Source organism: Kurthia sp. Dielmo, assembly GCF_000307285.2.
GTDB lineage: Bacteria > Bacillota > Bacilli > Bacillales_A > Planococcaceae > Kurthia > Kurthia populi.
On record NZ_HE578957.1, the window covers coordinates 561,139 to 587,032 of the forward strand.

Genomic DNA, 25,894 nt, shown 5'->3' on the forward strand with positions numbered 1-25,894 from the left:
TTCCCCCCTCATATACTCATTATACAAAATCGAACAGGCGTTCACAAAAAAAGAGCGCTTATGCCGTAGCACAAGCGCTCTTCTTTCTATATGTTGTTGCTTATTAAGCGTGTTTTGATACGAATTCAGCTAAAGCTTCTTTTGGTTGGTAACCAACAACTTTATCTACTAATTCGCCATCTTTGAATAATACAAGTGTAGGAATTGACATAATACCGAATTCAGCAGCTGTTTGTTGGTTTTGGTCAACATCTACTTTTACGATTTCTGCTTGTCCTTCGATTTCAGGTGCTAGTTCTTCAAGAACTGGCGCGATCATTTTACATGGTCCACACCAAGTTGCCCAGAAATCTACTAATACTAAACCTTTTTCAATATCGCCATGGAATGACGCGTCTGTTGCATGTTTAATTGCCATAATTATATAGCCTCCTTAGTTCTCATTATCGAAAGTTTAGCACATTTCAAGGGTGCCTGCGACTTTTTTGCTTGATATAAAGATATATCCGCATAATCTAGCGAATGAATCTTCCGGTATCTCTTTTATCCAATGCGGATTTCCTATAAAATCGTCTCTTTCATATCTTTTTTAATACAAAAGAGGAACCACATTGCTGTGATTCCCCAGTGTTTTTAAAATTACGCGTTCACTTGAAGCGCTTTAACTTCTTCGATTAGAAGAGGTACTACTTCGAATAAGTCGCCTACGATTCCGTAGTCAGCTACGTTGAAGATGTTTGCTTCTGGGTCTTTGTTAATAGCAACAATGACTTTTGAATTCGACATACCCGCTAAATGTTGGATTGCACCAGAGATACCTGCAGCGATATAAAGGTCTGGCGTTACAACTTTACCTGTTTGGCCGATTTGTAGTGAGTAATCACAGTATTCTGCGTCACATGCACCACGAGATGCACCAACCGCACCGCCAAGAAGATTAGCAAGCTCTTTTAATGGTTCGAAGCCTTCAGAGCTCTTTACGCCACGACCACCAGAAACGATTACTTTCGCTTCTGAAAGGTCAACGCCTTCTGTCGATTTACGAACAACGTTTTTCACGATTGTACGTAAGTTTGTAATATCTACTGATAATGCTTCAGCAGAGCCCGACTTCGATGCATCTTTTTCAAGAGGCTCGATGTTATTCGGACGTACAGATACTAATAGTGGAGAGCTTTGAGATTCCACTTTTTCAAACGCTTTACCAGAGTAGATTGGGCGGATAAATTGTGCGCTATCGCCTTCACCCTCGATTTTTGTGACGTCTGAGATAAGACCTGCTTCTAGTTTTGCCGCAACTTTTGGTGATAAATCTTTACCAAGTGCTGTGTGACCAAACACGATTGCTTCTGGGCCTTCTTGGTCGATTACGGCGTTAAGCGCTTGACCGAAACCATCAGAAGTATAATGTTGTAAGTGTGGGTGCTCCACTGTAATAACACGGTCAGCACCATAAGCGAATAGCTCACCTGCTAAGTCACCTACTGATTGGCCGAATAATGCTGCAACGACTTCGCCGCCGCCAGAGATCGTTTTACCTGCTGCGATTGCTTCAAATGATACATTTCGTAACGCGCCTTCACGTGCTTCTGCTAAAACAACTACTTTTTTTGACATTGTAAATCCTCCCATCAATTTGTTTACTTAGGATGTTAAATAACTTTCGCTTCAGAATGTAGTAATGATACTAATTCTTTCACTTGAGCTGGTAATTCACCTTCAAGTACGCGACCTGCTGCTTTTGTTGGTGGAAGGAAAATTTCCACAACGTTTGTTTTTGGTTCTACATCGTCTTCATCGATGTCTAAATCATCTAACTCTAATTCTTCAAGCGGTTTTTTCTTCGCTTTCATAATCCCTTGTAGTGAAGGATAGCGAGGTTCATTTAAACCTTGTTGTGCTGTGATTAATAGAGGTAGAGCTGTTTCGATTTCTTCTGAATCCCCTTCAACGTCGCGAACGATGTTTGCTTTACCGCCACTAATTTCAAGAGAAGTAATAGTTGTTACATAGTTAATGCCTAATAATTCTGCTAAACGTGGAGCTACTTGACCTGAGCCGCCGTCGATTGCAACGTTACCGCCTAGGATTAAGTCTGCTTCTTTATCTTTTAGGTATTCTGCTAAAATAGCTGAGATTGTATATTGGTCTAAATCATCTAAATCTTCTTCAGCGTTGATTAATACGGCTTTATCTGCGCCCATTGCTAATGCTGTACGAAGTTGTTTTTCTGACTCCTCATTACCGATTGTCAGTACTGTTACTTCGCCGCCCTCAGCGTCGCGGATTTTAATCGCTTCTTCGATGGCATATTCATCGTACGGATTGATGATAAATTCAGCACCGTCTTCTTGAATTTGACCTCCGTTAATAACGATTTTTTCTTCCGTATCAAAAGTTCTTTTTACTAATACAAAGATGTTCATAATCGTAAACCTCCCTATGTGTATTATCTATTTTCCCTTAAATACTGGCTTGCGTTTTTCTACAAACGCTGCGATGCCTTCTTTTGCATCTTCTGTCTTAAAGCATGCTGCAAAGTGCTCGGCTTCCGCTTCTAATGTTTCCTTTAGATTGGGTGTATCGCCTAAACGAAGTAGGTCGATGGCTGATTTTAATGCTAGTGGACTCTTTTCAGCAATTTTTTGTGCTTTTTGAAGTACACTCGCTTTCAGCTCCTCTTCTGGAAAATGGGCATTAGCTAACCCCCACTGTACAGCTTCCTCACCTGTTAATGACTCAGACGTAAACATCATTTCTGCTGCTTTAGCAAGTCCAACATGGCTCGGTAATCGTTGCGTACCACCATACCCTGGAATTAATCCAAGGTTAAGCTCAGGAAGCCCAAGCTTGGCATTAGACGCGACATATCGGATATGGCAACTCATGGCTAATTCCAATCCGCCACCTAGCGCAGCACCATGAATGGCCGCGATAACTGGTTTCTCGAAAGTTTCGATTTTTCTGAAAATTTTATGCACAGCCATTGTCTGATCATGCATTTGTTTTTCCGTTTCAACTTGCGTAAACTCTTTAATGTCTGCACCAGCTGAGAAAAATCGGCCTTCGCCGTGAATAACGACAACACGTGTATCTGGATCGTTGGCAATTTTATCAAATAGACCGTCAAGCTCGACGATCAGCGCATAGCTCATTGCGTTCGCGGGTGGGCGATTAATCGTAATGACTGCTAGGGCGCCTTGGTTCGATAATTGTAGAAAGCTCATTCGCTAATTCCCTCCTATATGTAAGAGGCTGAGCAAAAGCTCAGTCTCTAAATTATGACTTAATACCATTTAGCAATAACTCATATACTTTGGGTGCTAGTGCGAGCAAATCAAATTTTTGGTCTTTCATCACCCATGAAGTCGTTACTTCATCAATGGTTCCAAAAATACATTGTCTCGCCAAACGAATGTCCATATCCGCTCTGAAGTCACCTGCATTAACACCTTGTCGTAAGATTTCATCGATTAAATCAAGATAACCTTTTAAAATAGCATTAATTTTCGCTCGAACTTCAATATTGGATTGGCGCAATTCTAGTTGTGTCACGATCCCGAGATGTTTATTATCCGTTTGTACTTTAAAGTGACTTTCAATCATCTTTTGCAGTTTCTCAGAAGCTGTTTCATTGCGATCTACAATCACTTGTAAGCGGTTAATAAAAACTGCCATCTTATCTTCAAAAACGGAGATTAAAATATCCTCTTTATTTTTGAAGTATAAATAAATGGTTCCATCCGCAACACCAGCTTGCTTCGCGATTTTCGAAACTTGCGCTTGATGATAGCCGTTTTCTGCAATAACAATTACTGCAGCGTCTATAATTTGCTTATACTTCGGCTTTTCTTTCCTCACTTTGTATCACCACCATATCCAAAAAATGAATGGTTATTCATTCACATCTTTATAATAAATGCACCTGGTAAGTTTTGTCAAGCAAGGTTATCATTTTGTTTTGCTTTTTCTTCATCCACAAGCTGACGACGCAAGATTTTCCCTACCGCGGTCTTCGGTAACTCTTCTCTAAACTCATAAATACGTGGCACTTTATACGATGCTAGATTTTTACGGCAGTAACGATTTAATTCGTCATCACTTACCTCTGCACCTTCTTTTTTCACAATAAATGCTTTTACAGTTTCACCGCGATACGGATCTGGTACTCCGATAACGACACATTCTTGAATCCCTTCATGCTCATATAGTACCTCTTCGACTTCACGCGGATAAATATTGTAGCCACCTGCGATGATGATATCTTTTTTACGGTCCACAACGAAGAAATAACCATCCTCGTTCATATACCCCATATCACCTGTTAATAGCCATCCGTCACGTAATGTTTGTGCTGTTTCCTCAGTACGATTCCAGTAGCCCTTCATAACTTGTGGTCCTTTAATGCATAACTCGCCCACTTCTCCAACGGCTACTTCCGTCATCGTCGTTGTATCCATAATCGCCGCATCAGTATCTGGCCAAGGCACACCAATCGAGCCTTTCACACGTCGGTCAATCCATAAGAAATTACTATGCGTTACTGGCGAAGATTCTGTTAGCCCATAGCCCTCTACTAGCTTACCGCCTGTTACTTCCTCGAACTGATCCTGTACTTCAACTGGTAGCGGTGCTGAGCCACTAATACATGCCTTAATCGATGATAAATCATACTTCGCAATATCCGGATGATTTAAAATGCCAATATAAATTGTTGGTGCTCCTGGGAATAATGTCGGCTTATGCTTATCAATTGTTTTTAAAAGCTCTGTCGCATCAAACTTCGGCACTAAGAGCATTTTAAAGCCCATCATGACACTAAGCGCTAATACCGTTGTCATGCCGTACACATGGAAAAATGGTAGCACCCCAAGTACCACATCCGGCTCCTGCTCATCCTCTGGAATACGATAATCATTCGTCCACATTGCACAGGCCTGCACATTCGAGACAATATTACGATGCGTTAGCATAACCCCTTTTGGGAACCCTGTCGTGCCACCTGTATATTGTAATAATGCCAGATCCTCATTAAAATCAAATGCTTCATCGATTGGTATTGCCGTATCTGGGCTTGTACGTAAAATTTCAGTAAATAAATGATTTACCCCTTGATGTTCCACTGAAACTTTGAAACCATACTCTTTTCGTTGCATGAACGGGTAGACGACATTTTTCGGGAATGGTAAGAAATCTTTTAAGCCCGTTACGACGATATGTTCTAAGTCTGTATCCTTCCATGTTTTCATAATACGTGGATACAAAATATCGAGTGTAACGATTAGTTTTGCACCAGAATCTTTTAGTTGATACGCCACTTCACGCTCGGTATAAAGTGGATTGGTCATCACAACCGTACAGCCGGCATACATCGCACCAAAAAAGCTGACTACCGCCTGTGGTGTATTTGGGAGCATAATCGCAATGCGGTCTCCTTTTTGAAGGCCAAGTTTTTGAAGATAATTTGCAAATTTATACGCGTATTGTTGTAACTCTTTGAAGCGAACTTCTTTTCCCATAAAATAGATCGCGACATTATCTGGTGTCTTATCCGCCATCTCTGATAAATACTGTTGCAGCGGTATCTCTCGGTAATCGAGTGATGTTGGGACTTCTTCCGGATAACTTTTTAGCCAAAGTTTCTCAGTCACTTGCGAACACCCCTTTGCAATAATAAGTTAAAAACTTACATTAAGTATATCGGACGGAAATAGAACTTTCAATGAATAGCCACTCATTTTTTCGTTTTTTCGAGAAAATTCGTAACAAAAATAGAATTTTTTATTTTCGAACGTCCGATTTCTAATTATTGATACACGATTATGGATGTTTGCCCGCAATATTTTTTCTGCATGTATTACCAAAAGATTAGCTAGCACAAAATGGTCAGAACCTCAGAAAGCGTGTTTTAGCTACGACATATTTCAAAATAAGTGTCAGCTAGCGACCATTGTCGGATAAATTTTTAGCGTTTTCCTAATGATGTTGCAAAAACTGTCAACAAAAACAATTAAATTGCGACAAACGCGCAAAAATATAGCAACGCTGCCCAGTCAACCGAAGCATTTTTGACCTAAAAAAACATAAAAAAGGCTGTTTTGCGCTCTCCGCCGGTTCTTTAAAGGACCGTTTCAGACGATACATTCACTTTACAAAAAAATAAATGACAACTTTTTATAAAAACAGCTTCCTAAGCAGATCTCATAAAATACCAGACCATAGTACAACAAAAATACCCCTTAATCTATTAAAACCGGACAAAAATAGCCCCTTAGAGCACCTGAAACGGGGCATTTTTTTATCTTTCGATTACAATAATGTTGTAACTATCGCCAGTAGTTTGATAATTATTTTTCATTTTCTTATTTTTATGCAGATGTTTAACAAAATAGCATGGCTATATTCTTAGCGATGGCACATATTTAAAGATATGTCGTATCCAAAAGCCGCTTCTTAGTGTAATGAGCGATTTCAAATGAATAAAAAAAAGAGACTGCTTTTACGCAGTCTCTTTAAAACTTATGGAATCGTCGAACCGATAACAAATGACAGACCTAACGAAATTGCAAATGAAATAAAGCCAACTGCCATATTGCCCTTTGCAATCTCCTTATCAACGTCAAGTCGCGGTGTAACAAATTCAAATAATAAGTACGCAATAATTAATAATACGAAACCAAACATACCCCAGCCAATTGTTGCGAGTAATGTGGCGTGATGCTCAATCGAATAGCGAAAGACATTACAGATACCAATAATCTTCCCGCCGGTCGCCAGTGCGACAGCGACGTTTCCTTTCTGAATTTCCTCCCAGTTTTTATAGCGTGTTACCACTTCAAACATTGCCATTGCGACAAGCAAGCATAGTAGTACAACGGTATAATAACCGGTCATTTCTACAACTGGATGTTGCCAAAATGCGTCCATGAGCACCGTTCCCCTCTACTTAAATTCTACAACCGTTACGCCATAGCCGCCTTCATTCGCATTACCAAAGTGGTAGCCTTTTACGCGAGGATGTCGTTTTAATAATTGTTGAATTCCTTCGCGGAGCGCGCCTGTTCCTTTACCATGAATAATCGATACTTGGTGATAATTCGATAGTAAGGCATCGTCTAAATATTTCTCCGTACGGTGCATCGCATCTTCATAGCGCTCACCACGTAAATCAAGCTCAAGTTTTACTGCTTGGCTACGATTTCGAACACTTGAGACATTAACGGTATCTTTCACTTTTTCAGGCTTGATGTATTCTAGATCTTCCTCTGGTAATTTCATTTTTAAAATACCAATTTGAACAGCCCATTCACCTGACTTATCTTTTTTCAGCAATGTACCGCGCTGACCATAGCTAAGCACTTTTACTTCATCGCCTGCTTTTAATTCCTGTGCACGCGCATTTAGTTGGCGTTGTTTTTTCAGAACGCGATTTTCCTGTGCAGGTGTCGCATCTTCAAGACGTTTTCTCGCATCAATAATTTCATGCTCCTTGACCGCTTCATTAGCACGGTGCTGCATTTTATGAAGCTCATCAATGACATCCTCTGCCTCGCGCTTCGCAGCATCAACAATTTTACGCGCTTTTTCTTTTGCTTTTTTCGTTAGCTCTTCTTTTGTCGCTTCGTATTCCGCTATTTTGCGGTCTAAGTCGGCACGGAGCTCATTTGCTTCTGCCACAAGGCGTGCTGATTCTTCCGCATCTTTCTCTGCTTGAATACGAGACGTTTCAAGGGACGCAATCATTGATTCAACTTCATGCGTTTCTGTACCTGTATAATTTTTCGCCGTATCAATAATATGCTCGGGTAAGCCTAAGCGCTGTGAAATTTCAAAGGCATTTGAGCGCCCTGGTACCCCGATTAATAAACGATACGTCGGACTTAATGTATCGACATTAAACTCCATACTCGCATTAATTACACCTGGACGATTATAGCCGTATGCTTTTAATTCTGGGTAGTGGGTCGTCGCCATTACACGCGCGCCGCGACCATGCACTTCGTCTAAAATCGAAATGGCAAGTGCAGCCCCTTCTTGTGGGTCTGTACCCGCACCTAATTCATCAAATAATACAAGCGATTCATGGTCAAACTCATGTAAAATATCGACAATATTCACCATATGGCTTGAGAAAGTTGAAAGGCTTTGCTCAATTGATTGCTCATCACCAATATCAGCAAATAGTTGCGTAAAGACAGCAAGCTCTGAGCCATCTAATGCAGGAACCGGAATCCCCGCTTGCGCCATTAAGGTACAAAGACCAACCGTTTTTAGCGTAACCGTTTTACCACCTGTATTTGGACCAGTAATAACGATTGCTGTAACATCATCGCCAAACTCAATGTCATTGGCAACGGCCATATCCATATCTAGTAACGGGTGGCGCGCCTTTGTTAATTTCATATAACCGCGGTCATTCATTTTAGGCATCGTGCATTTATTCGCTTGACCGTATTTTGCCTTAGCAAGGACAACATCAATAGCACCTAAAATTTGTACGAGTATAAATAAGCTATGTGCGACTTCTTGCACTTTTGCAGATAGCTCCATTAAGATGCGATCTACTTCTGCTTTTTCCTTTACTTTTAGACCTTGAATTTCATTATTCGCCTGTACAACGGCATCTGGCTCAATGTAAAGCGTTTGACCTGATGCGGATTGGTCATGGATGACACCGCCGTAATGACTACGGTACTCCGCCTTTACAGGAATAACAAAACGGTCATTACGAATCGTAATAATTGAGTCTGACAGCATTTTCGCTGCAGCACTACCGCGTGTTAAGCTCGCTAAACGGTCACGCACTCGGCCTTCTTGTGTACGCAGTTGTGTACGAATGCCGCGTAATGCTTGGCTCGCTGAATCCATCACTTTGGCATTATCATCAATACAGCTGTTAATTTCATGCTGTAAACCAGTTAAAATTGGTAACTCCTCTTTTTTTGCTTCAAATAATGGAATGGCAACTTCTTCGTCTGCCACTACGGTTTCAATAAATTCACGTAAAATACGGCTTGCGCGAATCGTGCTTGAAATCTCCATTAATTCTTTCGGACTTAGCATCCCACCAATTTGTGCGCGGCGTGCGTGTGGACGAACATCAAAAATGCCGCCCATTGGCACACTTCCTTTTAGACGTAAAATAGATAAAGCTTCATCCATTTCCGCTAGTAAACCTTGTACGGCTTCAAGTTCTGTTTCTGGTGCTAGTTTTGCTAATCCTTCTTGTCCAAGTGAGCATGTCGCAAAACTCGCTACTTGCTCACGTACTTTATCAAACTCTAGTGTTTTCAATGCGCGCTCGGCGATCATTCAAAACGCCCCCTACTTATTATTTAAAAAATCCATGAACTTTTCAAAGCTCCATGTGTTGACAATCATGTCTTTGTAAAGCCACGCTTTTTGTGCGTATTTCGTTCCAATATCCATATAACGTAGTTGTTCAATCGCATGTGCATCGGTATTAATCGCTACGGGTACACCTGCTTTTGCAGCCATCTCTAAATGCTCAACACATAAATCAAGGCGATATGGATTTGCATTCAACTCTAAAATTTTACCATATTCTTTCGCCCATGCAATGAGTTGTGCCATATCTGGGTTGTAACCGTCACGCTGATGAATAACACGTCCTGTCGGATGCGCAATCATATCGACATGCGGATTTTTTAGTGCAGTATGCAAACGCTCCATAATTTGCTCCTGCGGTTGTGAGAAGCTTGAGTGAATCGATGCAATAACAAAATCTAAGCTACTCATCACGTCATCACTAAAATCGAGTGAACCATCCGGTAAAATATCCATCTCTGTACCACGTAATAAATGAAATTCTGGATGTGCGTGATTGAAAGCATAGATTTCTTCTTTTTGCTGTTCTAAACGCTCTGGCGTCAAGCCATTCGCCACTTTTAAATATTGTGAATGGTCGGTAATTACCGCATAGTCATAGCCGCGCTCTATCAACGCCTCACCCATTTCGCGAACGGTATGTGCGCCGTCTGACCACGTCGTATGCATATGTAAATCACTGCGAATATCCGCAAGCGTTACGAGATGCGGAATATCGGCATGACGTTCAAATTCTGTATGTCCGGCACGTAACGTCGGGGGTATAAACGGTAAATCGAAATGATTGAAAAATGCTTCCTCTGTCTCAAATGTTAACACAGAACCATCCGGCTGCTCGACGCCATACTCGCTAATTTTTTCATCGCGCTCTTTAGCGATTTGACGCATGCGTACATTATGTTCTTTTGAGCCTGTGAAGTGATGCAGTGCTGTTGGGTACTCCGCATCCGTCACAATACGGAAATCGGCATTCGCGGCATCATCTCCTGCTAAAATAACCGAAATTTTCGTATCACCCGCCGCTACAATTTCGGTATACGATAATGCCGTTAATAATTTGTCCTTCACGACAAGCGGCTGTGCAGAGGCAATAATAAAATCAATATCCTTGCTCGTTTCTGCTACACGTCGGAATGAACCCGCTACAGAAAAGCGCTCAATCTCTTCAATGGCCTCTAAAACAGCATTAATCTCTTTAACATTTTCCTCAAGCTGCCAAATCGGATGGCGCTCTGAACGCTGACCAAACGTTTCAAGCTCTTTTAATAGCTTTTCAACCGTTTTCTTACCAAAGCCCGCAAGTTCACCTACTTTCCCTGATTCACAAGCTGCCTTTAAGCTATCTGCCGAATCGACACCTAGCTCCTGATAAAGCTTCGCGATTTTTTTACCACCAAGACCAGGAATTTTCAGTAGTAATGGTAAGCTTGCTGGCACTTCCTCTTTTAACGAGGTCAAATCACTTGATTCACCTGTTTCTAATAAATCATGGATAACAGCGGCTGTCCCTTTACCGATACCTTTAATTTTTGTGACATCTTCTATTTCTTCGATGCTACGCGGGTCATTCTCAAGCGCAGCTGCTGCCTTACGAAAAGCAGAGATTTTAAACGGATTTTCACCCTTTAATTCTAAATACGTTGCAATCGTTTCTAATGTGTTAATAATTTTCTTTTTATTCATACTGAGCATCCCCTTATTAAAAAACGAGCGCCCACAACAGTAGGCGCCCGCTTTTCGTTATTATTTCGTATAAACGAACCACAATTGTTGGAACATTGTCGAAATGAGTGGTGTATATTTAAGTATTAAGTTTGTTAAAATAGAACTGTCAATGAAGTTCTGAATACTTTCAATTGGTAGTAATGCCAAAATGTAAAGTAAGAAGAATAACATGAAGTACACCTGGATAAAGCCTAATAAACCACCTAGAAGACGGTTAAAGCCCCCTAGCACTGGTACGTACTGTACGAAATTGAATAGTGATGCAATAATTTTAAAAACGAATTTGACAATAAAGAAGATCAAGACAAATGCCAAAACGTTATAAAATGTTTGCATTAAGTCTGCACCATCCATACCAAATTTCAGCGCAGTATCATCGGCAACTGTTGGATATGGTACGTACATGACAAATTTTTCAGCTAACGATTTGTAGCCGATAAGCGCAGCAATAATCGCCGCTACTAGTCCTACTAAATTAACAAGCTGATACAGTACGCCACGACCGACGCCTGTAAGAATACCTGCAATTAGTACTATAATAATGATTAAATCAATCATTCACGTCATCCTTTAATTTTTTAAGTTGTGCTTCTAATTCTTCGATGCGTTGCTTGTAGTTCATTGAATCATTGACCGCATTAACTGCTGTTAGGACAGCTAACTTGGCAATATCTAAAGAAGGGCTGGCACTGCGAATACCTCGCATTTGTTCGTCGACGGTGTTTGCTACATGCCGCATATGACTCGGCGATTCCGTTCCCACCATGTTATAGGTTTGTCCATAAATGTTTACAGAAATACGATTTAAGCGTTGCTCTGACAATGCCCGTTCCCTCCTTTTAAATCCTATTTCTAATAATACCATGAAATGCAATATCATGTGAATAATCTACTAAAAGAAAGGGCGAGAAATTATGTCTACAATCGTTTTAAAGTTATCTGCTCAAGATCAACAAAAAGTTCATGACTACTATGATGCACAAGCTGTTCCAACAAATGCACCTGGAGCCGTCTTTATGGCGAAAACCCCGCATGCAACGATTACCTCTTATAAGTCTGGAAAAGTAATGTTCCAGGGTACGGAGGCGGAGCAAGAAGCAAATCGCTTCGGCGAATTTGAAGCACCTACTACTATGACGTTACCAAAGGGTGATAAGCTCCCAGAAAAATTCGCTAACATGAATGTACTCGGTTCAGATGAGACAGGAACGGGTGACTATTTCGGGCCGATTACGGTAGCGGCGGCGTATGTACCTCAAGATAAAATGGCGTTACTCAAAGAACTTGGCGTCAAAGATTCAAAAATGCTAACCGATGCCAAAATGCGTGCTATCGCACCTGCCATCATGGAAGCCGTCCCTTACAGCGTGCTGACACTGCATAATGATAAATACAATAAAGTAAAGGCACAGGGCTGGTCCCAAGGGAAAATCAAGGCGCTCCTACATAATCAAGCACTGCGCCATGTGTTATCAAAAATTGCGCCAACAAAGCCCGATTTTATTTTAATCGACCAATTCGAAGAGCGTGACACATATTATCGTCATATCCAAGAAGAAAAAGATATCATTCGTGATAACGTTTTATTCTCAACAAAGGCAGAACAACTGCATCTTTCTGTCGCTGCCGCATCGATTATCGCACGCTATGCTTTTCTTTCTGCGATGGACCAATTATCGGTGGAAATCGGTGTTGAGCTACCAAAAGGTGCCAGTGCGAAAGTAGACCAAGTCGCTGCAAATATCTTACTATCACAAGGTGAGGAAGCGTTACAATCCGTTACAAAATGGCATTTCGCCAATACAACAAAAGCATCGCGTATTGCCGCGAAAAACCGTATGATTTAACGAACAAAAAAGAGGAATGGCCCGCTATGGACCATTCCCCTTTTTTTGTGTTCTAAATCTTATTTTGCAGGAGCGTCTTCAGTTACTTCGATATCTTGTAAATGTTTATCAGAACCATCTAAATAGTTAATTGAATAACCTTTCACACGGTTGTTTACAGGAACGATTTCTGTACGGAAGTATGTTGGAACAGTTACTGCTTGTTCAAACATATACTCTTGCCAAGCTTTGAATGCTTCACTACGGTGAGCAGCATCTAATGATTCTTTTGAATCGATATCCGCTAATAGTTTTTCTAACTCAGGCGTTGTGTAGCGGCTGTAGTTAAATTGTGCATTTTTCGCATATAAGCCCATTGGTGATGGGTTTGTACCTGTACCCCATGCAGCCATAAACATGTCGATATCTTTATCATCTGCTTGTACTTTATCGTAGAAGCTGTTGAATTCGATTGGGCGACCTGTTGTTAATTCAACTTTAAGACCAACATCTTTCCAGTTTTGGATATAGAATTGAACGATTTTATCATCTTTATCCGTACCAGCCATTGTTGCCATTTTGATTGTGAATTCTTTACCGTCTGGATCTTCTACAAAACCATCATCATTTTTATCTTCGTAACCTGCTTCTTTAAGAAGAGATTTCGCTTTTTCAGCATCATAATTAAAGCCTGTTAATGAATCATCATAGAATGACTCGAATACTGGTGGAATTAATGAGTTACCACGTGTACGTAAGCCATCGTAGTAAGCTTTTGCTACTTCTTCAACGTTCATTGCGTAAGCAACTGCTTGACGTAATTTAACATCTTTCATTTTCGCATCTTCATTTACAACAACTTCGCCTTTTTTAGAATCCCATTTACCCATTTTGAAACCTAGGTAAGAGTAAGCTAATTCTGGGCGACCAAGAATTTGTGCGTTTTTAAGATCTTTTACATCTTCGTATTGGTTTGCTGCATAGCTTTGTAAAATATCGTGCTTACCTGCTTTCATCGCTGCTGCTGCAGAAGATGAAGGTACAACTTCGATAACGACTTTATCTAATTTTGGTTTGCCACGGAAATAGTTTTCGTTTGCTACCATTTGAACAGACTCACCATTAACAACTTTATCAACAACGAATGCACCAAGTGTTACTGGATTTTTACGTACTTCATCAGATTTTACTAAATCTTTTGCTTTAATGCCTTCAAGTTGGTGCTTAGGTGCTGCGTAGCCCCATAGACCGTCACCACCAGAGTAAATTGCTGGTGAAACTTTCTTAAGTGTTAACTCCATTGTGTAGTCATCCACTTTTTTAATACCGCTAATGTCTTTTGCTTTACCATCGTGGTATTCTTTTGCACCCTCGATGTTTTGGAAATCAGCGTCATAACGTACACCTGTGTAATCTTTGTCGGCAATAATATAGTACGGATAAATAACATCTTCGATTGTAAATGGTTTACCGTCAGACCATTTTACATCTTTTTTAATTGTTACAGTTGCCGTGTTTTTATCTTCATCCACTTTTAAAGATGCTAAGCCTGTATCGCTAATTAAGAAGTCTTCTTTTGTATCAAAAAGTGCGTTAGAAGTCCACTCCATGATTGTTGAATCATAAGCATCCTCGTATAATTCCCAGTTAAAAATCCCTTGGAATGGTGAGTCACTTACAAGGCCAACTTGTAATGTACCGCCGCTTTTTGCTTCTGCATCATTTTTCACAGTATCTGCTAACTTACTTGTGTCTACCTCTTCTTTACCACTATCCTTGCCTTTTTCACTGTCACTACCGCCGCCACAAGCTGCAAGTACTAACGTGATGATGCCGACAAGAAGTAGCATCAGCCAATTCTTTTTCTTCATCCAATCTCCTCCTCTTTTTTCCCTCTTTGTTACCCCAATCTTTGTTTAGCATCTGCTGAACGTCGTAGAGCTTGTCCAATATAATTTATGCCAAGCATCAATACTAAAATCAGCAGCGATGCTGGTAACCATACCCACCACTTCTCAGCGATTACCGTTTGATTATTGGCAAAGCTGACAAGGGTTCCTAGACTTGGTGTCGTATCTGGTAAACCAAAGCCTAAGAATGTAAGACCTGTTTCAATACCGACATTGCCGGCGAAGTTAAGCGTTAACTCGACGATTAATAATGAGCTCAAGTTTGGCATAATACCTTTGAACATAATCGCGAAATCGCTCGTACCCATCGTTTTTGAGGCGCTGACATAATCCCGTCGACTTTCCGACAATGCCTTACTGCGGACAAGCCTTGCGGTACTTACCCACATAAACGCACTCATAATAAGAATAAATGACCATTTATCATATTTTGGAATGATCGTCACGAATACGATGATGATCATTGTAGATGGTAATGTGATGATGAAATCGATTAGACGCATGAAGAAGTTATCGATGATGCCACCGTAGTAGCCACAAATAATCCCTACTGCAACACCCAATATACCGGTAATGACTGTAATGGCAATGGCGATAACAATAGAGTTACGCGCCCCGATAATTAATTGCCCTAAAATATCACTACCACCCTGGTCTGCACCAAGGATGAAGCCATTTTCACCTGGCTTCGCAAATTCATCTAATAAACTAATTTTCATTAATTCTTCTTGATTGATAAATGGTGCCCAAATAATCGACCCTAATATAATGAATGCGACGATGATTAAAGAACCCATCGCGATTTTATCTTTTTTAAACTCACGCCAAATGACCCGAAAACCAGTCGCTGGCGTACTTTCTAACTCATGTTCAGTTAATTGTTCATTGTTAAATTGTTGTTCCATCGTATTCACCTCTTCTTTCGGTTTAAGTTATTATTCGATACGGATTCGTGGGTCGACGATACTTAAAATAATATCCGACAATAGACTACCTAATAACGCAAGGAAGCCATATAGCATAACAAGTGCCGTAATAACACTGTAGTCACGCCCCATGATTGACTGAATGAATAATTGTCCCATACCAGGGAAACCGAAAATTGTCTCGATGAATACAGAACCACCAAGAATACCTGTAATAGAGAAACCTAGGAATGCCGCAATCGGTAATAATGAGTTACGGAAAATGTGACGTGTATACACTTTATTCATCGGAATCCCTTTACTGCGAGCTGTTTTCACAAAATCCTGCGTTTGTGCATCAATAATTTCAGAGCGTAAATACTGAATGATACTTGTTGTCGCTAAGAATGCGTACGTAATCGCTGGTAAAATTAAGTGATACACCTTACTCCAGAAGTACCCCAATGTACCAGGGTCCTCCCCAACAGATACAGTTCCTGAAGTTGGGAACCATTGTAACTGGTAGCCGAAAATATAAAGGAAAATTAACGCTAATACGAATGTTGGAATCGCATAGCTGACAAAGCTATAAAGCACAATTGTTTTATCGCGTAATGTATTTTGATAACGACCTGCAATCACACCTAATGGAATCGCAATTAAATACGTTAAAATAACACTTACCAGTGATAGCCATAGTGTATTTAGACCACGGTCACCAATTAGTGAGGCAACACTTACTTTAAAGGTATAGCTATCCCCGAAGTCCCCGCGAAACATATTTGTTACCCAGTGCCAGTACTGTACATACCACGGATCATAGAAGCCTGCTTGCTGACGTAACTCTTCTAAACGCGCCGGATCCGTTTGTGGTGTAATTAAGCCTGTAAATGGATCACCTGGCATAAATTTCGCCAAAATAAAAATCAACATACTAAGCACGAATAGCTGTGGAATCATAATTAAAAATCGTCTAACAACTGTTTTCCACATATTATTCAGCCCCCTTTTCGAGACCAATCATCGCCGTTTTATGCGTCGATGAAATTTCTTTTAATGGATATACTTTACCGTCTTGATCGTAGTAACGATGTGAATCGGCTTTATAAATGGCTTCGACCTTTTGACGCTCGATTTTACGCTCGATGCGTGTCTCAGGCTCGATATTTGGAATCGCTGATAATAAACGGTTCGTGTAAATATGTTGTGGGTTGTTGAAAATATCATTTCGTGTACCCGTTTCAACAAAGCGCCCTTTATACATAATTGAAATATGGTCACACATATGACGTACAACGCCCAAGTCATGTGAGATAAATAAATAGCTAAGACCATATTCCGTTTGAATATCCTTCATAAAGTTCAGTACCTGTGCTTGTACCGATAAATCAAGTGCTGATACCGGCTCATCCGCAATAATCATTTTCGGATTACAAGCAACTGCGCGTGCAATACCAAGACGCTGCTTTTGACCACCAGAGAATTCATGCGGGTATTTCACCATTGCTTCCTCAGATAAGCCGACAATTTCAAGCAGCTCGATAATGCGGCGTTTCTCCTCTTGCGGTGATAAGTTCAAGAAGTTGCGAATCGGTTCTGCGATGATTTCCTGTACGCGTTTACGTGGGTTCATTGCAGAATGGCTATCTTGAAAAATCATTTGGATATCACGATTATACGCACTATCACGTTTTCGACGTTGATTCGTCACATCCTGTCCTTCGTAAATCACTTTTCCAGATGTGATTTTTTCAAGACCAATAATCGCCTTCCCTGTCGTTGATTTTCCTGAACCTGACTCGCCTACAAGGCCGTATGTTTTCCCTTTTTCAAACTCCATTGATACACCATCAACCGCATAAACATGGTCAACGACTGTATTAAAGAAGCCACCGCGAATCGGATAATGCACATTTAAATCTTTTACTTCCATAAACGACGTCATTGTACGACACCTTCCTTCGTTTCTTGCTCTTCAAAATTGAAGGTTTGCCAGCATGTGCAGCGTACAAGATGTCCTGGTGAAATTTCATGCATTTGTGGTTCCACTTCATGTGCATTTTCGCTCACCCATGGAATACGTGGCGCAAAACGACAACCTGATTTTGGCATTTTCGTAAGCGTTGGTACCATCCCTTGAATCACTTGCAGACGGTCATGATCACGCTCTGTTTGTGGAATCGAATTTAGTAATGAACGTGTATATGGATGCTTCGGATTTCTAAATAGCTCCTCAACTGGTGCTACCTCGATTACCTGTCCTGCATACATTACAGCTACGCGTGTCGCAACTTCTGCTACAACACCTAAATCATGCGTGATTAGCATAATTCCCGCATTTGTTTCTTGCTGTAGCTCGATTAATAAGTCTAAGATTTGTGCTTGAATCGTTACATCAAGTGCCGTTGTTGGTTCATCCGCAATCATGATACGTGGCTTACACGCAATTGCAATCGCGATCATTACACGCTGACGCATCCCGCCTGATAATTGGTGTGGGAATTGACGCGCAACACGCTCTGGATTAACGATTCCTACTTGGTCAAGCAGCTCTAGCGCACGTGCTTTTCGCTCTTGATCGGTCATCTTCGTATGGAACACAAGCCCCTCTTCGATTTGGTCACCGATACGCATTAATGGATTTAGTGCAGAAAGGGGATCTTGGAAAATAAAACCGATGTCATTTCCTCGTATTTTATTTAATTTATCCTCCGAATAATTAACAAGATTTTCTCCTTTGTATAAAATCTCGCCAATTACGGTTGTATTGCCCGGTGGGTGTAGACCTACAATGGATGTTGCAAGTGTACTTTTACCACATCCTGACTCTCCAACAATCGCAAGTACTTCATTTTCATTTAATGTTAAGTTCACATCGTGAATTGCATCATAATATGTATCCTTAATTCGAAAACTTGTAAATAAATGATTAATTTCTAACAATGGCTTTGAAAGTGTCATCATGCCCACTCCTTTCTGTTTATATTCACAAAACTATTACGAAAGAAAAATATTTCGGTAATTAAAATGTTATATTGTTTATTAATATAACATAAATTTCTAAATTGTCTATATATTTAGAACATTAAAATGAATCATACCTATATAAAATTTATTTTTAGTCCAATAGGCGCTTGAAAGTTTTTTGTTATATTACAATTATTTACACATTTATTGTATTTTTCAAATTAACATCTGTCTTTATACAATAAAATTTAGTTAAATTTTCTCATTAATGTTTTATATCATCTATCTATTCCTCATTTTACTATAAAATCAAACCTAAAAAATCCCTTTTTATACTTTTTCAAGGTCGAAAAAGCAACAATCATACGCAGTAATACCCTGACATATTTTTACGCACAAAAAACACCTCCAACAAAATTTTGTTGGAGGTGTCTTACATTGCTTATAGTATTAACGTAATGTTACGCCATTTTCTTGTAATGCAGCAACAACTTTGTCATGTACTGCTGTGACATCTTCATCTGTTAATGTACGTTCAGGATCGAAGTACGTTAAACTAAATGCGATTGATTTTTTACCAGCTTCCATATGGTCGCCTTCATAAACGTCGAATACATTGACTGCTTTTAGTAATTTACCACCAGCAGCTGTAATAATTTCTTCTAATGATGCAGCAGTTGTTGTACGGTCTACAACTAATGCGATATCACGAGAAATTGATGGGAAGCGAGGAACTGCTACATATTGTAATGGTGCAATGTCAGCCGCAAGTACTTGCGCTAAATTGAACTCTGCTACAAATGTATCTTTCACGCCAAGATTTTTTTGTTCTTGTGGGTGCAATTGACCTAAGAAACCAATACGTTCGCCATCTAATAAGATATCCGCAGTACGTCCTGGGTGCATACCGTCAACTTTTGCCGCTACATAAGTGATGCGGTCTGCTACGCTTAATTTTTCAAATAATGCTTCAAGCGCGCCTTTTAAGACGAAGAAATCCACTTGTTTGTGCTCACCTTGCCAAGAATTTTCTACCCATTTGCCTGTCATCGCAAGTGCTACATGTTCACGTTCTAGTGGTAGGCCTTCTGCTGTTTCACCTAAGAATACAGAACCAATTTCATATAACGCCACTGTGTCAGCTTGACGAGATATGTTATAAACAAGTGATTCGATTAAGTGTGGTAGAACGGATTGACGTAATGTGCTACGTTCTTCACTCATTGGCATTAGAAGGCGTGTTGTTGGCGCTGTTTCTAATGCATATTTTTGTGCTAATGCATCTGATGTTAATGAGTATGTTAGTGCTTGGTAAAGACCTGCTTCTTCTAATTGGTAACGGATTGTACGACGGACTTGTTGATTGCGATTCAAGCGACCTGGTACGATTTCAGCAACTGGTAATGTTGTTGGAATTTCATCATAGCCGTACAAACGTGCGATTTCTTCAACGATATCTTCTTCGATTTTAATATCTTGACGGCGTGTTGGCGCATCAATAATTAATAAACCATTTGCAGGCTCAACATCAAAGCGTAAACGTTTTAAAATAGATACCATTTCGTTTAATGAAATTTTCATACCTAAACGGTTGTTAATAAAGTCAGGTGACACGACAACGCGTGCTGGTTCTTTATCTAATTCATCAACTAAAACTGTACCTTCTAAGACGTCCCCGCCAGCAAGCTCTGCCATTAATTGTGCGGCACGTTCTGCTGCTGGTAATACGCGGTTTGGATCTAAGCCTTTTTCAAAGCGAGCTGATGCTTCGCTACGTAAGCCAAGGTCTTTTGATGTGTAGCGTACTGATAAGCCATCGAAGTAAGCTGATTCAATGACAACCGTTGTTGTCGCTTCTGTTACTTCTGAGTCAAAACCACCCATAACGCCGGCAACTGCTACTGGTTTTTCACCATTTGTGATGACTAAGTTTGTCGCTTTTAGCGTACGGTCTTTTTCATCTAATGTTTTAATTGCTTCGCCTTCTGTTGCTAAACGAACAGCGATTTCACCAGTACCTAATTGGTCATAGTCAAAAGCATGCAGTGGTTGGCCATATTCTAAAAGAATATAGTTTGTAATATCAACGATGTTATTTAATGGACGGATACCTGAAACCATTAAATATTGTTGTAGCCATAATGGAGATTCTGCCACTTTCACATTTTTAACAACTTTCGCTGCATACATTGGATTCAATTTTGTATCTTCTACTGATACTTTGATGACATCTGCTGCTTTTTCAGCAATTGTTTCATGTGCTGTATCTGGTAAAGTAATTTCTTGGTCTAAAATTGCCGCTACTTCATACGCTACACCTAGCATAGACATCGCATCTGCGCGGTTTGGTGTTAAGCCTAATTCAAGCACAACGTCATCAAGACCTAATACTTCAATTGCGTCTGCGCCAACAGGAACATCATCTGATACGACATAAATACCATCAGCATAAGCTTTTGGAACTGTTTTACCGTCGATACCTAGTTCTTGTAACGAGCAAATCATCCCCATTGAAACCGTACCACGAAGTTTACCTTTTTTGATTTTTTTGCCACCTACATAACCATTTGGACGAACAGCAACGATTTTTTGACCAACCGCTACATTTGGTGCGCCACAAACGATTTGTGCTAATTCTTCTTCGCCAAAATCAACTTGGCAAATATTTAAGTGGTCTGAATCAGGATGCGGAATTGCTTCTTTGATTTGACCGATTTGTAATTTTTTAAGCCCTTTTGATAAGTGATTGACTGCTTCAACTTCGATACCTGAACGCGTAATTTTTTCCGCTAATTCTTCTGGTTCTAAGCCACTGATGTCAACATATTGAGATAACCATTTTAATGATACTAACATTGTTTCGTCCTCCTCCTAATCTTCTGCGCGGTGGAATTGTTCTAAGAAACGCACGTCATTTGTATAGAAGTGACGAATATCATCCACACCATATTTCAGCATTGCAATACGTTCTGGTCCCATACCAAATGCGAAACCAGTTACTTTTTTCGGATCATAGCCAGCCATTTCAAGTACGTTCGGGTGAACCATACCTGCGCCTAGAATTTCAATCCAACCTGTGCCTTTACATACGTTACAGCCTTCGCCGCCGCATTTGAAGCAAGAAATATCCATTTCAACAGATGGCTCTGTGAATGGGAAGTAGCTTGGACGTAAGCGAATTTCGCGGTCCTCGCCGAACATTTTCTTAGCGAATAAATCAAGTGTTCCTTTTAAGTCGCTCATTGCGATATCTTCGCCCACAACTAATCCTTCGATTTGGTTGAATTGGTGTGAATGTGTCGCGTCATCATTGTCACGACGGAATACTTTACCTGGGCAAATAATACGGATTGGTTTACCTTGTGCTTTCTCCATTGTACGAGCTTGTACTGGAGAAGTATGTGTACGCATTAAGATTTCTTCTGAAATGTAGAATGTATCTTGCATATCACGAGCAGGGTGACCTTTTGGAAGATTTAATGCTTCAAAGTTATAATAATCTTTTTCTACTTCTGGACCTTCCGCCACTTCATAGCCCATACCGATGAATAAGTCTTCGATTTCTTCAATGATACGTGTTAATGGGTGATGATTCCCCACTTTCACCGTACGACCTGGTAATGTGACATCGATTGTTTCAGATTCTAATTGCGCATCTAATGCAGCTGCTTCAAGCTCCACTTTGCGAGCATCTAAAACTTCTTGGACTTGTGCGCGTGTTTCATTTACTAATGCACCCATTTTTGGACGTTCTTCTTGAGGAAGTTTCCCCATACCTTTTAATAAATCCGTGATTGGTCCTTTTTTACCTAAATAAGCAACACGGACATCATTTAATTGTTTCAAGTCTTGTGCAGCAGCGATTTTTTCCAGTACTTCTGCTTTTAATTGTGCTAATTGCTCTTGCATTTTTTTGCTCCTCCTTCCAAGTGTAGGGTCTCTTCAACCCCGATGCATTTCTAGGTTTCGTTACATTCAATCGCAGTAAAAAAAGAAAAACCCCGCCCCCCAAAAAGGGACGAGGTTAAAATTCGCGTTACCACCCTAGTTACTGCCAAAGCAGTCACTCATTTGAATTAACGGCTCATCTGCCGGCCAACCTTTACAGCGTGATGCTGGTCCCGGTGGCTGCTAGCGGGGTGAACTTCTAAGAATGCGGCACTCGCCTCGCTTGCAGTCTATGGCGTGGCGTCCCTACTAGTCAACATCCTTATACTTTTCCCGGTCAATGCATTTCCATTATGTTTCCCATTCATTATAAACAAGTCACGTCATAACTTCAAGTGTTGTTACAGTGCAAAATGGTAAAGAACGATTCCTGTCGCTACCGCTACATTTAATGATTCTGCAGCGCCTTTAATTGGAATAATGACGTTCGCATCCGTTTGTGCAAGTAGTGATGCATCAATACCGCTACCTTCATTACCCATAATTAAAGCAAAATCATGCTCTTTTTCTACTTCATTGTAAACAACTGAATTTTCAAGCGCTGTACCGTATACAGGCACATTACGCTCTTTTAAATCTGCTACCCAATCATGTAAATCACCACGTACAACAGGAATATGGAAAATAGAGCCTTGTGTTGAACGTACTGTTTTTGGATTGTATGGATCGGCTGAGCCTTTGCCTAAAATAACGGCATCAATCCCTGCTGCATCGGCTGTACGAATCATCGTACCAATATTTCCTGGGTCTTGTACAGCATCGATTAATAATAGACGTGTCCAGCCTGCTTGTGCCGCTTCGTCCACTTCTTTTTGTTTACATTGTGCAAAAATACCTTGTGAGTGCTCTGTTTCCGATAATTCTTTTGCAATCGCCTCAGATACTTCGATCAAGAAAACATCATCTAAATTCCATGATACGGGAATCGCTACACCTTCACGAATGATTAAATGTAATACTTCTGTATGTTTTAGCGCTTCTTCAACTAAGTGGAAACCTTCAACAAGGAATTCTCCTGATTTATCGCGTTCTTTACGAGTTGTCGCAAGTTTTTTCCAATATTTTACGAGCGAGTTTTGGTTTGATTCAATATATTTCATGTTTTTACCGCCTTTAGTTTGTAGTCCTCCAAATAGTATACACGAAAAAAGAAGATGTCCCCATTATTTCGAGAACATCTTCTGATGGATTTTACGCAATCGGCTCCTGCACAGCAAAAACATATTGTTCAATTGCCCGTGCGACACCGTCTTCATCATTTGTGGCCGTAATATAGGTTGCCATCGCTTTTAATTCATCATTGGCATTTCCCATTGCGACTGCCGTACCACATTCTTCAAACATTTCCATATCATTATAGCTATCACCAAAGCACATCACGTCATCAAGCGAAATCGAAAATTCAGTCGCTAGCTCTGCTAAGCCATGCGCCTTCGATGTACCATATTTCATTACCTCAAGATTCAATTCATCCGAACTTGTAATTTCTATATCTGGTAGAGCATTAATTTCTGAGCGAACAGCAGCTAGCTGGTGCTCATCTTCAAAGAAAGCACCGAGCTTCATTGGCGGGTTTTGTAATACCTGCTGAAACATTTCAGGTGAAAAATCGCCCTGTTCATCATTGCCCCACATATGCTCCACACCGTAACGTTTAAAAATATGGATAATCTCTTGCCCCGTTTCAACCGGCATAAAACGACGTGCTAATAATTCAGCAGCATTTTTCCAAATTTCGGCGCCATTATTACAAATGAGTGGCTGCTCAAGCGCTACTTGGTCCGACACACATTGTAAAAAGCTTCGACTGCGTCCTGTTGAAATTACGACGTAAAGACCGCGTGCTACCGCCTCATGTAGTACTTGTCGTGTACGTTCTGTCACGATACCCTTTGAATTTGCCAGCGTCCCGTCCACATCAATTGCTAGTAATCGAACTGTCACTCCATTTGCCTCCTAGTTGTTCACTTCAAATACTAGTTTACCAAATTGTTCGTTGATTTCTAAATATTTAAGCGCGGCTGCCGCTTCATCTAGTGAATACGTGCGGTCAATTACCGGGTGCATATTTTGTGCTTCAATCCACTGCAGCATCGCACGGAACTCATCGCGACTCCCAAGTGTACTGCCTTTTAACGTTTGTTGCGCATAGAAAAATGTACGCAAATCAAAGTCCACCATATCTTCTGTTGTAGCACCGAAAACAACTAGCGTACCACCACGTTTTAGCACCGCTAATGAACGATTAAACGTCGCACGACCAACACTTTCAATGACGACATCAACTGTTTCATCGGCGAGCTCCTGTTTCCAGTCTGCATCATTAGCTAACGCCATATCGGCGCCTAATTCCAGTGCGGCCTGGCGTTTTTCTGCGGAACGAGAAGATACGATAACACGCGCACCAAGGCTTTTCGCTAAAGGAATCATAAAGGTCGCAACACCGCTACCTGCTCCTGGAATAAACACTGTATCACCAGCCTTTACTTGCCCCTTTGTCACAACAGCTCGGTAGCCCGTCAGTGGTGCAATGCCGATTGTTGCCGCTTCAACAAATGATAACTGCGCAGGCTTTATCTCTACCTGCTCCTCTGAAATCGCTAAAAACTCTGCAAAGGTACCATGATCCGGCAAGCTTAAAATTTCAAAGTCATCTGGTGGTACCGCACTTTCATCGTACCAACGAAGCGATGGATTAACGATGACCGCATCTCCGGCTTGTACGCGTGTAACTTCATCTCCTACCGCTTCGATGATGCCCGCTGCATCACTTCCTAAAATAAGCGGCGCAGCATCTTTTGCAAGACGCTTTGGTGTATATAAATCACGACGATTAAGCCCCGCCGCCTTAATTCGTACTAATACATCTTTTGCACCAATTTTTGGCACCTCAAGCTCCCCTACACGTACTTGTTGCTCCTCCACATACACTGCCTTCATATCCAAAACCCCTTTTTTCTAAATAATCAATCTATTTGTAAGTGTAGCAAAAAAAGAGCAGTCCCTAAAGCGTTTCGGACTGCTCTTGTGATTATTTTTCAGTTTGATAGCTTTTCTTAACTTTCGCACTCGTATTTTTCCCTGCTTCTGTGCGGGTAATCACGAGCTTCCCACCTTTTGCCTTTAGCGACTTTGGCTTAAAGGTAGCCGTAGATGAAGTAGCCGTTACACGTCCGAGTCCATTCCCAAGCGTATCGTAAAATTTCACGACATCGCCCTTCTTAAGCCCCTTCACGACGACCTTATCATTTGCTTTACCTTTTTT

The 25,894-nt window shown here is 40.7% G+C and carries 23 protein-coding genes and 1 other annotated feature; of the genes, 1 reads left to right on the top strand and 22 read right to left on the bottom strand.

All coding sequences use genetic code 11. The annotated features are described in order from the left end of the window. Nucleotides 1–103 precede the first annotated feature (103 nt). The 11 genes from trxA to zapA all read right to left on the bottom strand — a co-directional run bounded on the left by trxA (nt 104) and on the right by zapA (nt 11,896). Entirely contained in the window at nt 104–418 is a 315-nt protein-coding gene (gene trxA / locus KTHG_RS07700) for a thioredoxin (RefSeq protein ID WP_126989270.1), read from the bottom strand. 221 nt (nt 419–639) lie between these two features. After that, nucleotides 640–1,617, bottom strand: a complete 978-nt coding sequence (locus tag KTHG_RS07705; RefSeq protein WP_126989269.1) for an electron transfer flavoprotein subunit alpha/FixB family protein — start codon at nt 1,615–1,617, stop codon at nt 640–642. Between the two features lie 35 nt (nt 1,618–1,652). Beyond that, nucleotides 1,653–2,426 carry an electron transfer flavoprotein subunit beta/FixA family protein gene (locus tag KTHG_RS07710; protein ID WP_126989268.1) on the bottom strand — a complete coding sequence of 258 codons (774 nt, stop codon included), beginning with the start codon at nt 2,424–2,426 and terminating at the stop codon, nt 1,653–1,655. A 27-nt stretch (nt 2,427–2,453) separates the two neighbouring features. Further along, nucleotides 2,454–3,227: an enoyl-CoA hydratase gene (locus KTHG_RS07715; RefSeq protein ID WP_139992565.1), complete on the bottom strand. Its 774-nt coding sequence runs from the start codon at nt 3,225–3,227 to the stop codon at nt 2,454–2,456. Nucleotides 3,228–3,279: 52 nt separating this feature from the next. Further along, the gene (locus tag KTHG_RS07720; RefSeq protein WP_126989266.1) at nt 3,280–3,861 is read right to left on the bottom strand and encodes a fatty acid metabolism transcriptional regulator FadR; all 582 of its coding nucleotides are present in this window, start codon (nt 3,859–3,861) and stop codon (nt 3,280–3,282) included. A gap of 77 nt (nt 3,862–3,938) precedes the next feature. Further along, nucleotides 3,939–5,651 carry an AMP-binding protein gene (locus KTHG_RS07725; protein WP_126989265.1) on the bottom strand — a complete coding sequence of 571 codons (1,713 nt, stop codon included), beginning with the start codon at nt 5,649–5,651 and terminating at the stop codon, nt 3,939–3,941. An 868-nt stretch (nt 5,652–6,519) separates the two neighbouring features. Then, entirely contained in the window at nt 6,520–6,927 is a 408-nt protein-coding gene (locus KTHG_RS07730; RefSeq protein ID WP_186439524.1) for a DUF350 domain-containing protein, read from the bottom strand. Nucleotides 6,928–6,942: 15 nt separating this feature from the next. Then, nucleotides 6,943–9,312: an endonuclease MutS2 gene (locus tag KTHG_RS07735; protein ID WP_139992567.1), complete on the bottom strand. Its 2,370-nt coding sequence runs from the start codon at nt 9,310–9,312 to the stop codon at nt 6,943–6,945. Between the two features lie 12 nt (nt 9,313–9,324). Beyond that, entirely contained in the window at nt 9,325–11,031 is a 1,707-nt protein-coding gene (polX, locus tag KTHG_RS07740; RefSeq protein ID WP_139992569.1) for a DNA polymerase/3'-5' exonuclease PolX, read from the bottom strand. A gap of 60 nt (nt 11,032–11,091) precedes the next feature. Next, nucleotides 11,092–11,631 (bottom strand): CvpA family protein, encoded by a 540-nt coding sequence (locus tag KTHG_RS07745; RefSeq protein ID WP_126989261.1) that lies wholly within the window; start codon nt 11,629–11,631, stop codon nt 11,092–11,094. Next, the gene (gene zapA / locus KTHG_RS07750; protein ID WP_126989260.1) at nt 11,624–11,896 is read right to left on the bottom strand and encodes a cell division protein ZapA; all 273 of its coding nucleotides are present in this window, start codon (nt 11,894–11,896) and stop codon (nt 11,624–11,626) included. The genes KTHG_RS07745 and zapA overlap by 8 nt, the downstream gene beginning before the upstream one ends. Before the next feature lie 91 nt (nt 11,897–11,987). Between zapA and rnhC the strand changes: the two genes are divergently transcribed. Further along, on the top strand, nt 11,988–12,920 hold the full coding sequence (rnhC, locus tag KTHG_RS07755) for a ribonuclease HIII (RefSeq protein ID WP_139992571.1): 933 nt from the start codon (nt 11,988–11,990) through the stop codon (nt 12,918–12,920). A gap of 59 nt (nt 12,921–12,979) precedes the next feature. On the opposite strand, the gene KTHG_RS07760 is transcribed toward rnhC, so the two are convergent. From KTHG_RS07760 to KTHG_RS21150, 11 genes are all read right to left on the bottom strand, one after another. After that, nucleotides 12,980–14,770 carry an oligopeptide ABC transporter substrate-binding protein gene (locus tag KTHG_RS07760; protein WP_139992573.1) on the bottom strand — a complete coding sequence of 597 codons (1,791 nt, stop codon included), beginning with the start codon at nt 14,768–14,770 and terminating at the stop codon, nt 12,980–12,982. Between the two features lie 29 nt (nt 14,771–14,799). Beyond that, entirely contained in the window at nt 14,800–15,714 is a 915-nt protein-coding gene (locus tag KTHG_RS07765; RefSeq protein WP_139992575.1) for an ABC transporter permease, read from the bottom strand. Between the two features lie 30 nt (nt 15,715–15,744). After that, nucleotides 15,745–16,707, bottom strand: coding sequence for an oligopeptide ABC transporter permease (gene opp4B / locus KTHG_RS07770; protein ID WP_139992577.1), 963 nt, complete (start codon nt 16,705–16,707; stop codon nt 15,745–15,747). Between the two features lies 1 nt (nt 16,708). Then, the gene (locus tag KTHG_RS07775) at nt 16,709–17,659 is read right to left on the bottom strand and encodes an ATP-binding cassette domain-containing protein (protein WP_139992579.1); all 951 of its coding nucleotides are present in this window, start codon (nt 17,657–17,659) and stop codon (nt 16,709–16,711) included. After that, nucleotides 17,656–18,675, bottom strand: coding sequence for an ABC transporter ATP-binding protein (locus KTHG_RS07780; RefSeq protein WP_126989254.1), 1,020 nt, complete (start codon nt 18,673–18,675; stop codon nt 17,656–17,658). The genes KTHG_RS07775 and KTHG_RS07780 overlap by 4 nt, the downstream gene beginning before the upstream one ends. Before the next feature lie 456 nt (nt 18,676–19,131). After that, the gene (gene pheT, locus KTHG_RS07785) at nt 19,132–21,537 is read right to left on the bottom strand and encodes a phenylalanine--tRNA ligase subunit beta (RefSeq protein WP_139992581.1); all 2,406 of its coding nucleotides are present in this window, start codon (nt 21,535–21,537) and stop codon (nt 19,132–19,134) included. A 15-nt stretch (nt 21,538–21,552) separates the two neighbouring features. Continuing rightward, nucleotides 21,553–22,590 carry a phenylalanine--tRNA ligase subunit alpha gene (gene pheS / locus KTHG_RS07790; RefSeq protein WP_126989252.1) on the bottom strand — a complete coding sequence of 346 codons (1,038 nt, stop codon included), beginning with the start codon at nt 22,588–22,590 and terminating at the stop codon, nt 21,553–21,555. Nucleotides 22,591–22,692: 102 nt separating this feature from the next. After that, nucleotides 22,693–22,919, bottom strand: a binding site (T-box leader). 51 nt (nt 22,920–22,970) lie between these two features. Beyond that, nucleotides 22,971–23,729, bottom strand: a complete 759-nt coding sequence (locus KTHG_RS07795) for a TrmH family RNA methyltransferase (protein WP_126989251.1) — start codon at nt 23,727–23,729, stop codon at nt 22,971–22,973. Nucleotides 23,730–23,820: 91 nt separating this feature from the next. After that, nucleotides 23,821–24,573 carry a Cof-type HAD-IIB family hydrolase gene (locus KTHG_RS07800; protein WP_139992583.1) on the bottom strand — a complete coding sequence of 251 codons (753 nt, stop codon included), beginning with the start codon at nt 24,571–24,573 and terminating at the stop codon, nt 23,821–23,823. A 12-nt stretch (nt 24,574–24,585) separates the two neighbouring features. Beyond that, nucleotides 24,586–25,569, bottom strand: coding sequence for a zinc-binding dehydrogenase (locus tag KTHG_RS07805; RefSeq protein WP_139992585.1), 984 nt, complete (start codon nt 25,567–25,569; stop codon nt 24,586–24,588). A gap of 91 nt (nt 25,570–25,660) precedes the next feature. Then, on the bottom strand, nt 25,661–25,894 hold a 234-nt coding region (locus tag KTHG_RS21150; RefSeq protein WP_186439525.1), incomplete at its 5' end, for a hypothetical protein.

Coding starts and splice junctions, on each gene's coding strand:
- rnhC (WP_139992571.1), top strand. CDS start 11,988: ATGTCTACAATCGTTTTAAAGTTATCTGCTCAAGATCAACAAAAAGTT.
- KTHG_RS07805 (WP_139992585.1), bottom strand. CDS start 25,569: ATGAAGGCAGTGTATGTGGAGGAGCAACAAGTACGTGTAGGGGAGCTT.
- KTHG_RS07780 (WP_126989254.1), bottom strand. CDS start 18,675: ATGACACTTTCAAAGCCATTGTTAGAAATTAATCATTTATTTACAAGT.
- pheS (WP_126989252.1), bottom strand. CDS start 22,590: ATGCAAGAGCAATTAGCACAATTAAAAGCAGAAGTACTGGAAAAAATC.
- KTHG_RS07735 (WP_139992567.1), bottom strand. CDS start 9,312: ATGATCGCCGAGCGCGCATTGAAAACACTAGAGTTTGATAAAGTACGT.
- KTHG_RS07705 (WP_126989269.1), bottom strand. CDS start 1,617: ATGTCAAAAAAAGTAGTTGTTTTAGCAGAAGCACGTGAAGGCGCGTTA.
- KTHG_RS07760 (WP_139992573.1), bottom strand. CDS start 14,770: ATGAAGAAAAAGAATTGGCTGATGCTACTTCTTGTCGGCATCATCACG.
- pheT (WP_139992581.1), bottom strand. CDS start 21,537: ATGTTAGTATCATTAAAATGGTTATCTCAATATGTTGACATCAGTGGC.
- KTHG_RS07795 (WP_126989251.1), bottom strand. CDS start 23,729: ATGAAATATATTGAATCAAACCAAAACTCGCTCGTAAAATATTGGAAA.
- KTHG_RS07715 (WP_139992565.1), bottom strand. CDS start 3,227: ATGAGCTTTCTACAATTATCGAACCAAGGCGCCCTAGCAGTCATTACG.
- KTHG_RS07710 (WP_126989268.1), bottom strand. CDS start 2,426: ATGAACATCTTTGTATTAGTAAAAAGAACTTTTGATACGGAAGAAAAA.
- trxA (WP_126989270.1), bottom strand. CDS start 418: ATGGCAATTAAACATGCAACAGACGCGTCATTCCATGGCGATATTGAA.
- KTHG_RS07765 (WP_139992575.1), bottom strand. CDS start 15,714: ATGGAACAACAATTTAACAATGAACAATTAACTGAACATGAGTTAGAA.
- polX (WP_139992569.1), bottom strand. CDS start 11,031: ATGAATAAAAAGAAAATTATTAACACATTAGAAACGATTGCAACGTAT.
- KTHG_RS07775 (WP_139992579.1), bottom strand. CDS start 17,659: ATGACGTCGTTTATGGAAGTAAAAGATTTAAATGTGCATTATCCGATT.
- KTHG_RS07730 (WP_186439524.1), bottom strand. CDS start 6,927: ATGGACGCATTTTGGCAACATCCAGTTGTAGAAATGACCGGTTATTAT.
- KTHG_RS07745 (WP_126989261.1), bottom strand. CDS start 11,631: ATGATTGATTTAATCATTATTATAGTACTAATTGCAGGTATTCTTACA.
- opp4B (WP_139992577.1), bottom strand. CDS start 16,707: ATGTGGAAAACAGTTGTTAGACGATTTTTAATTATGATTCCACAGCTA.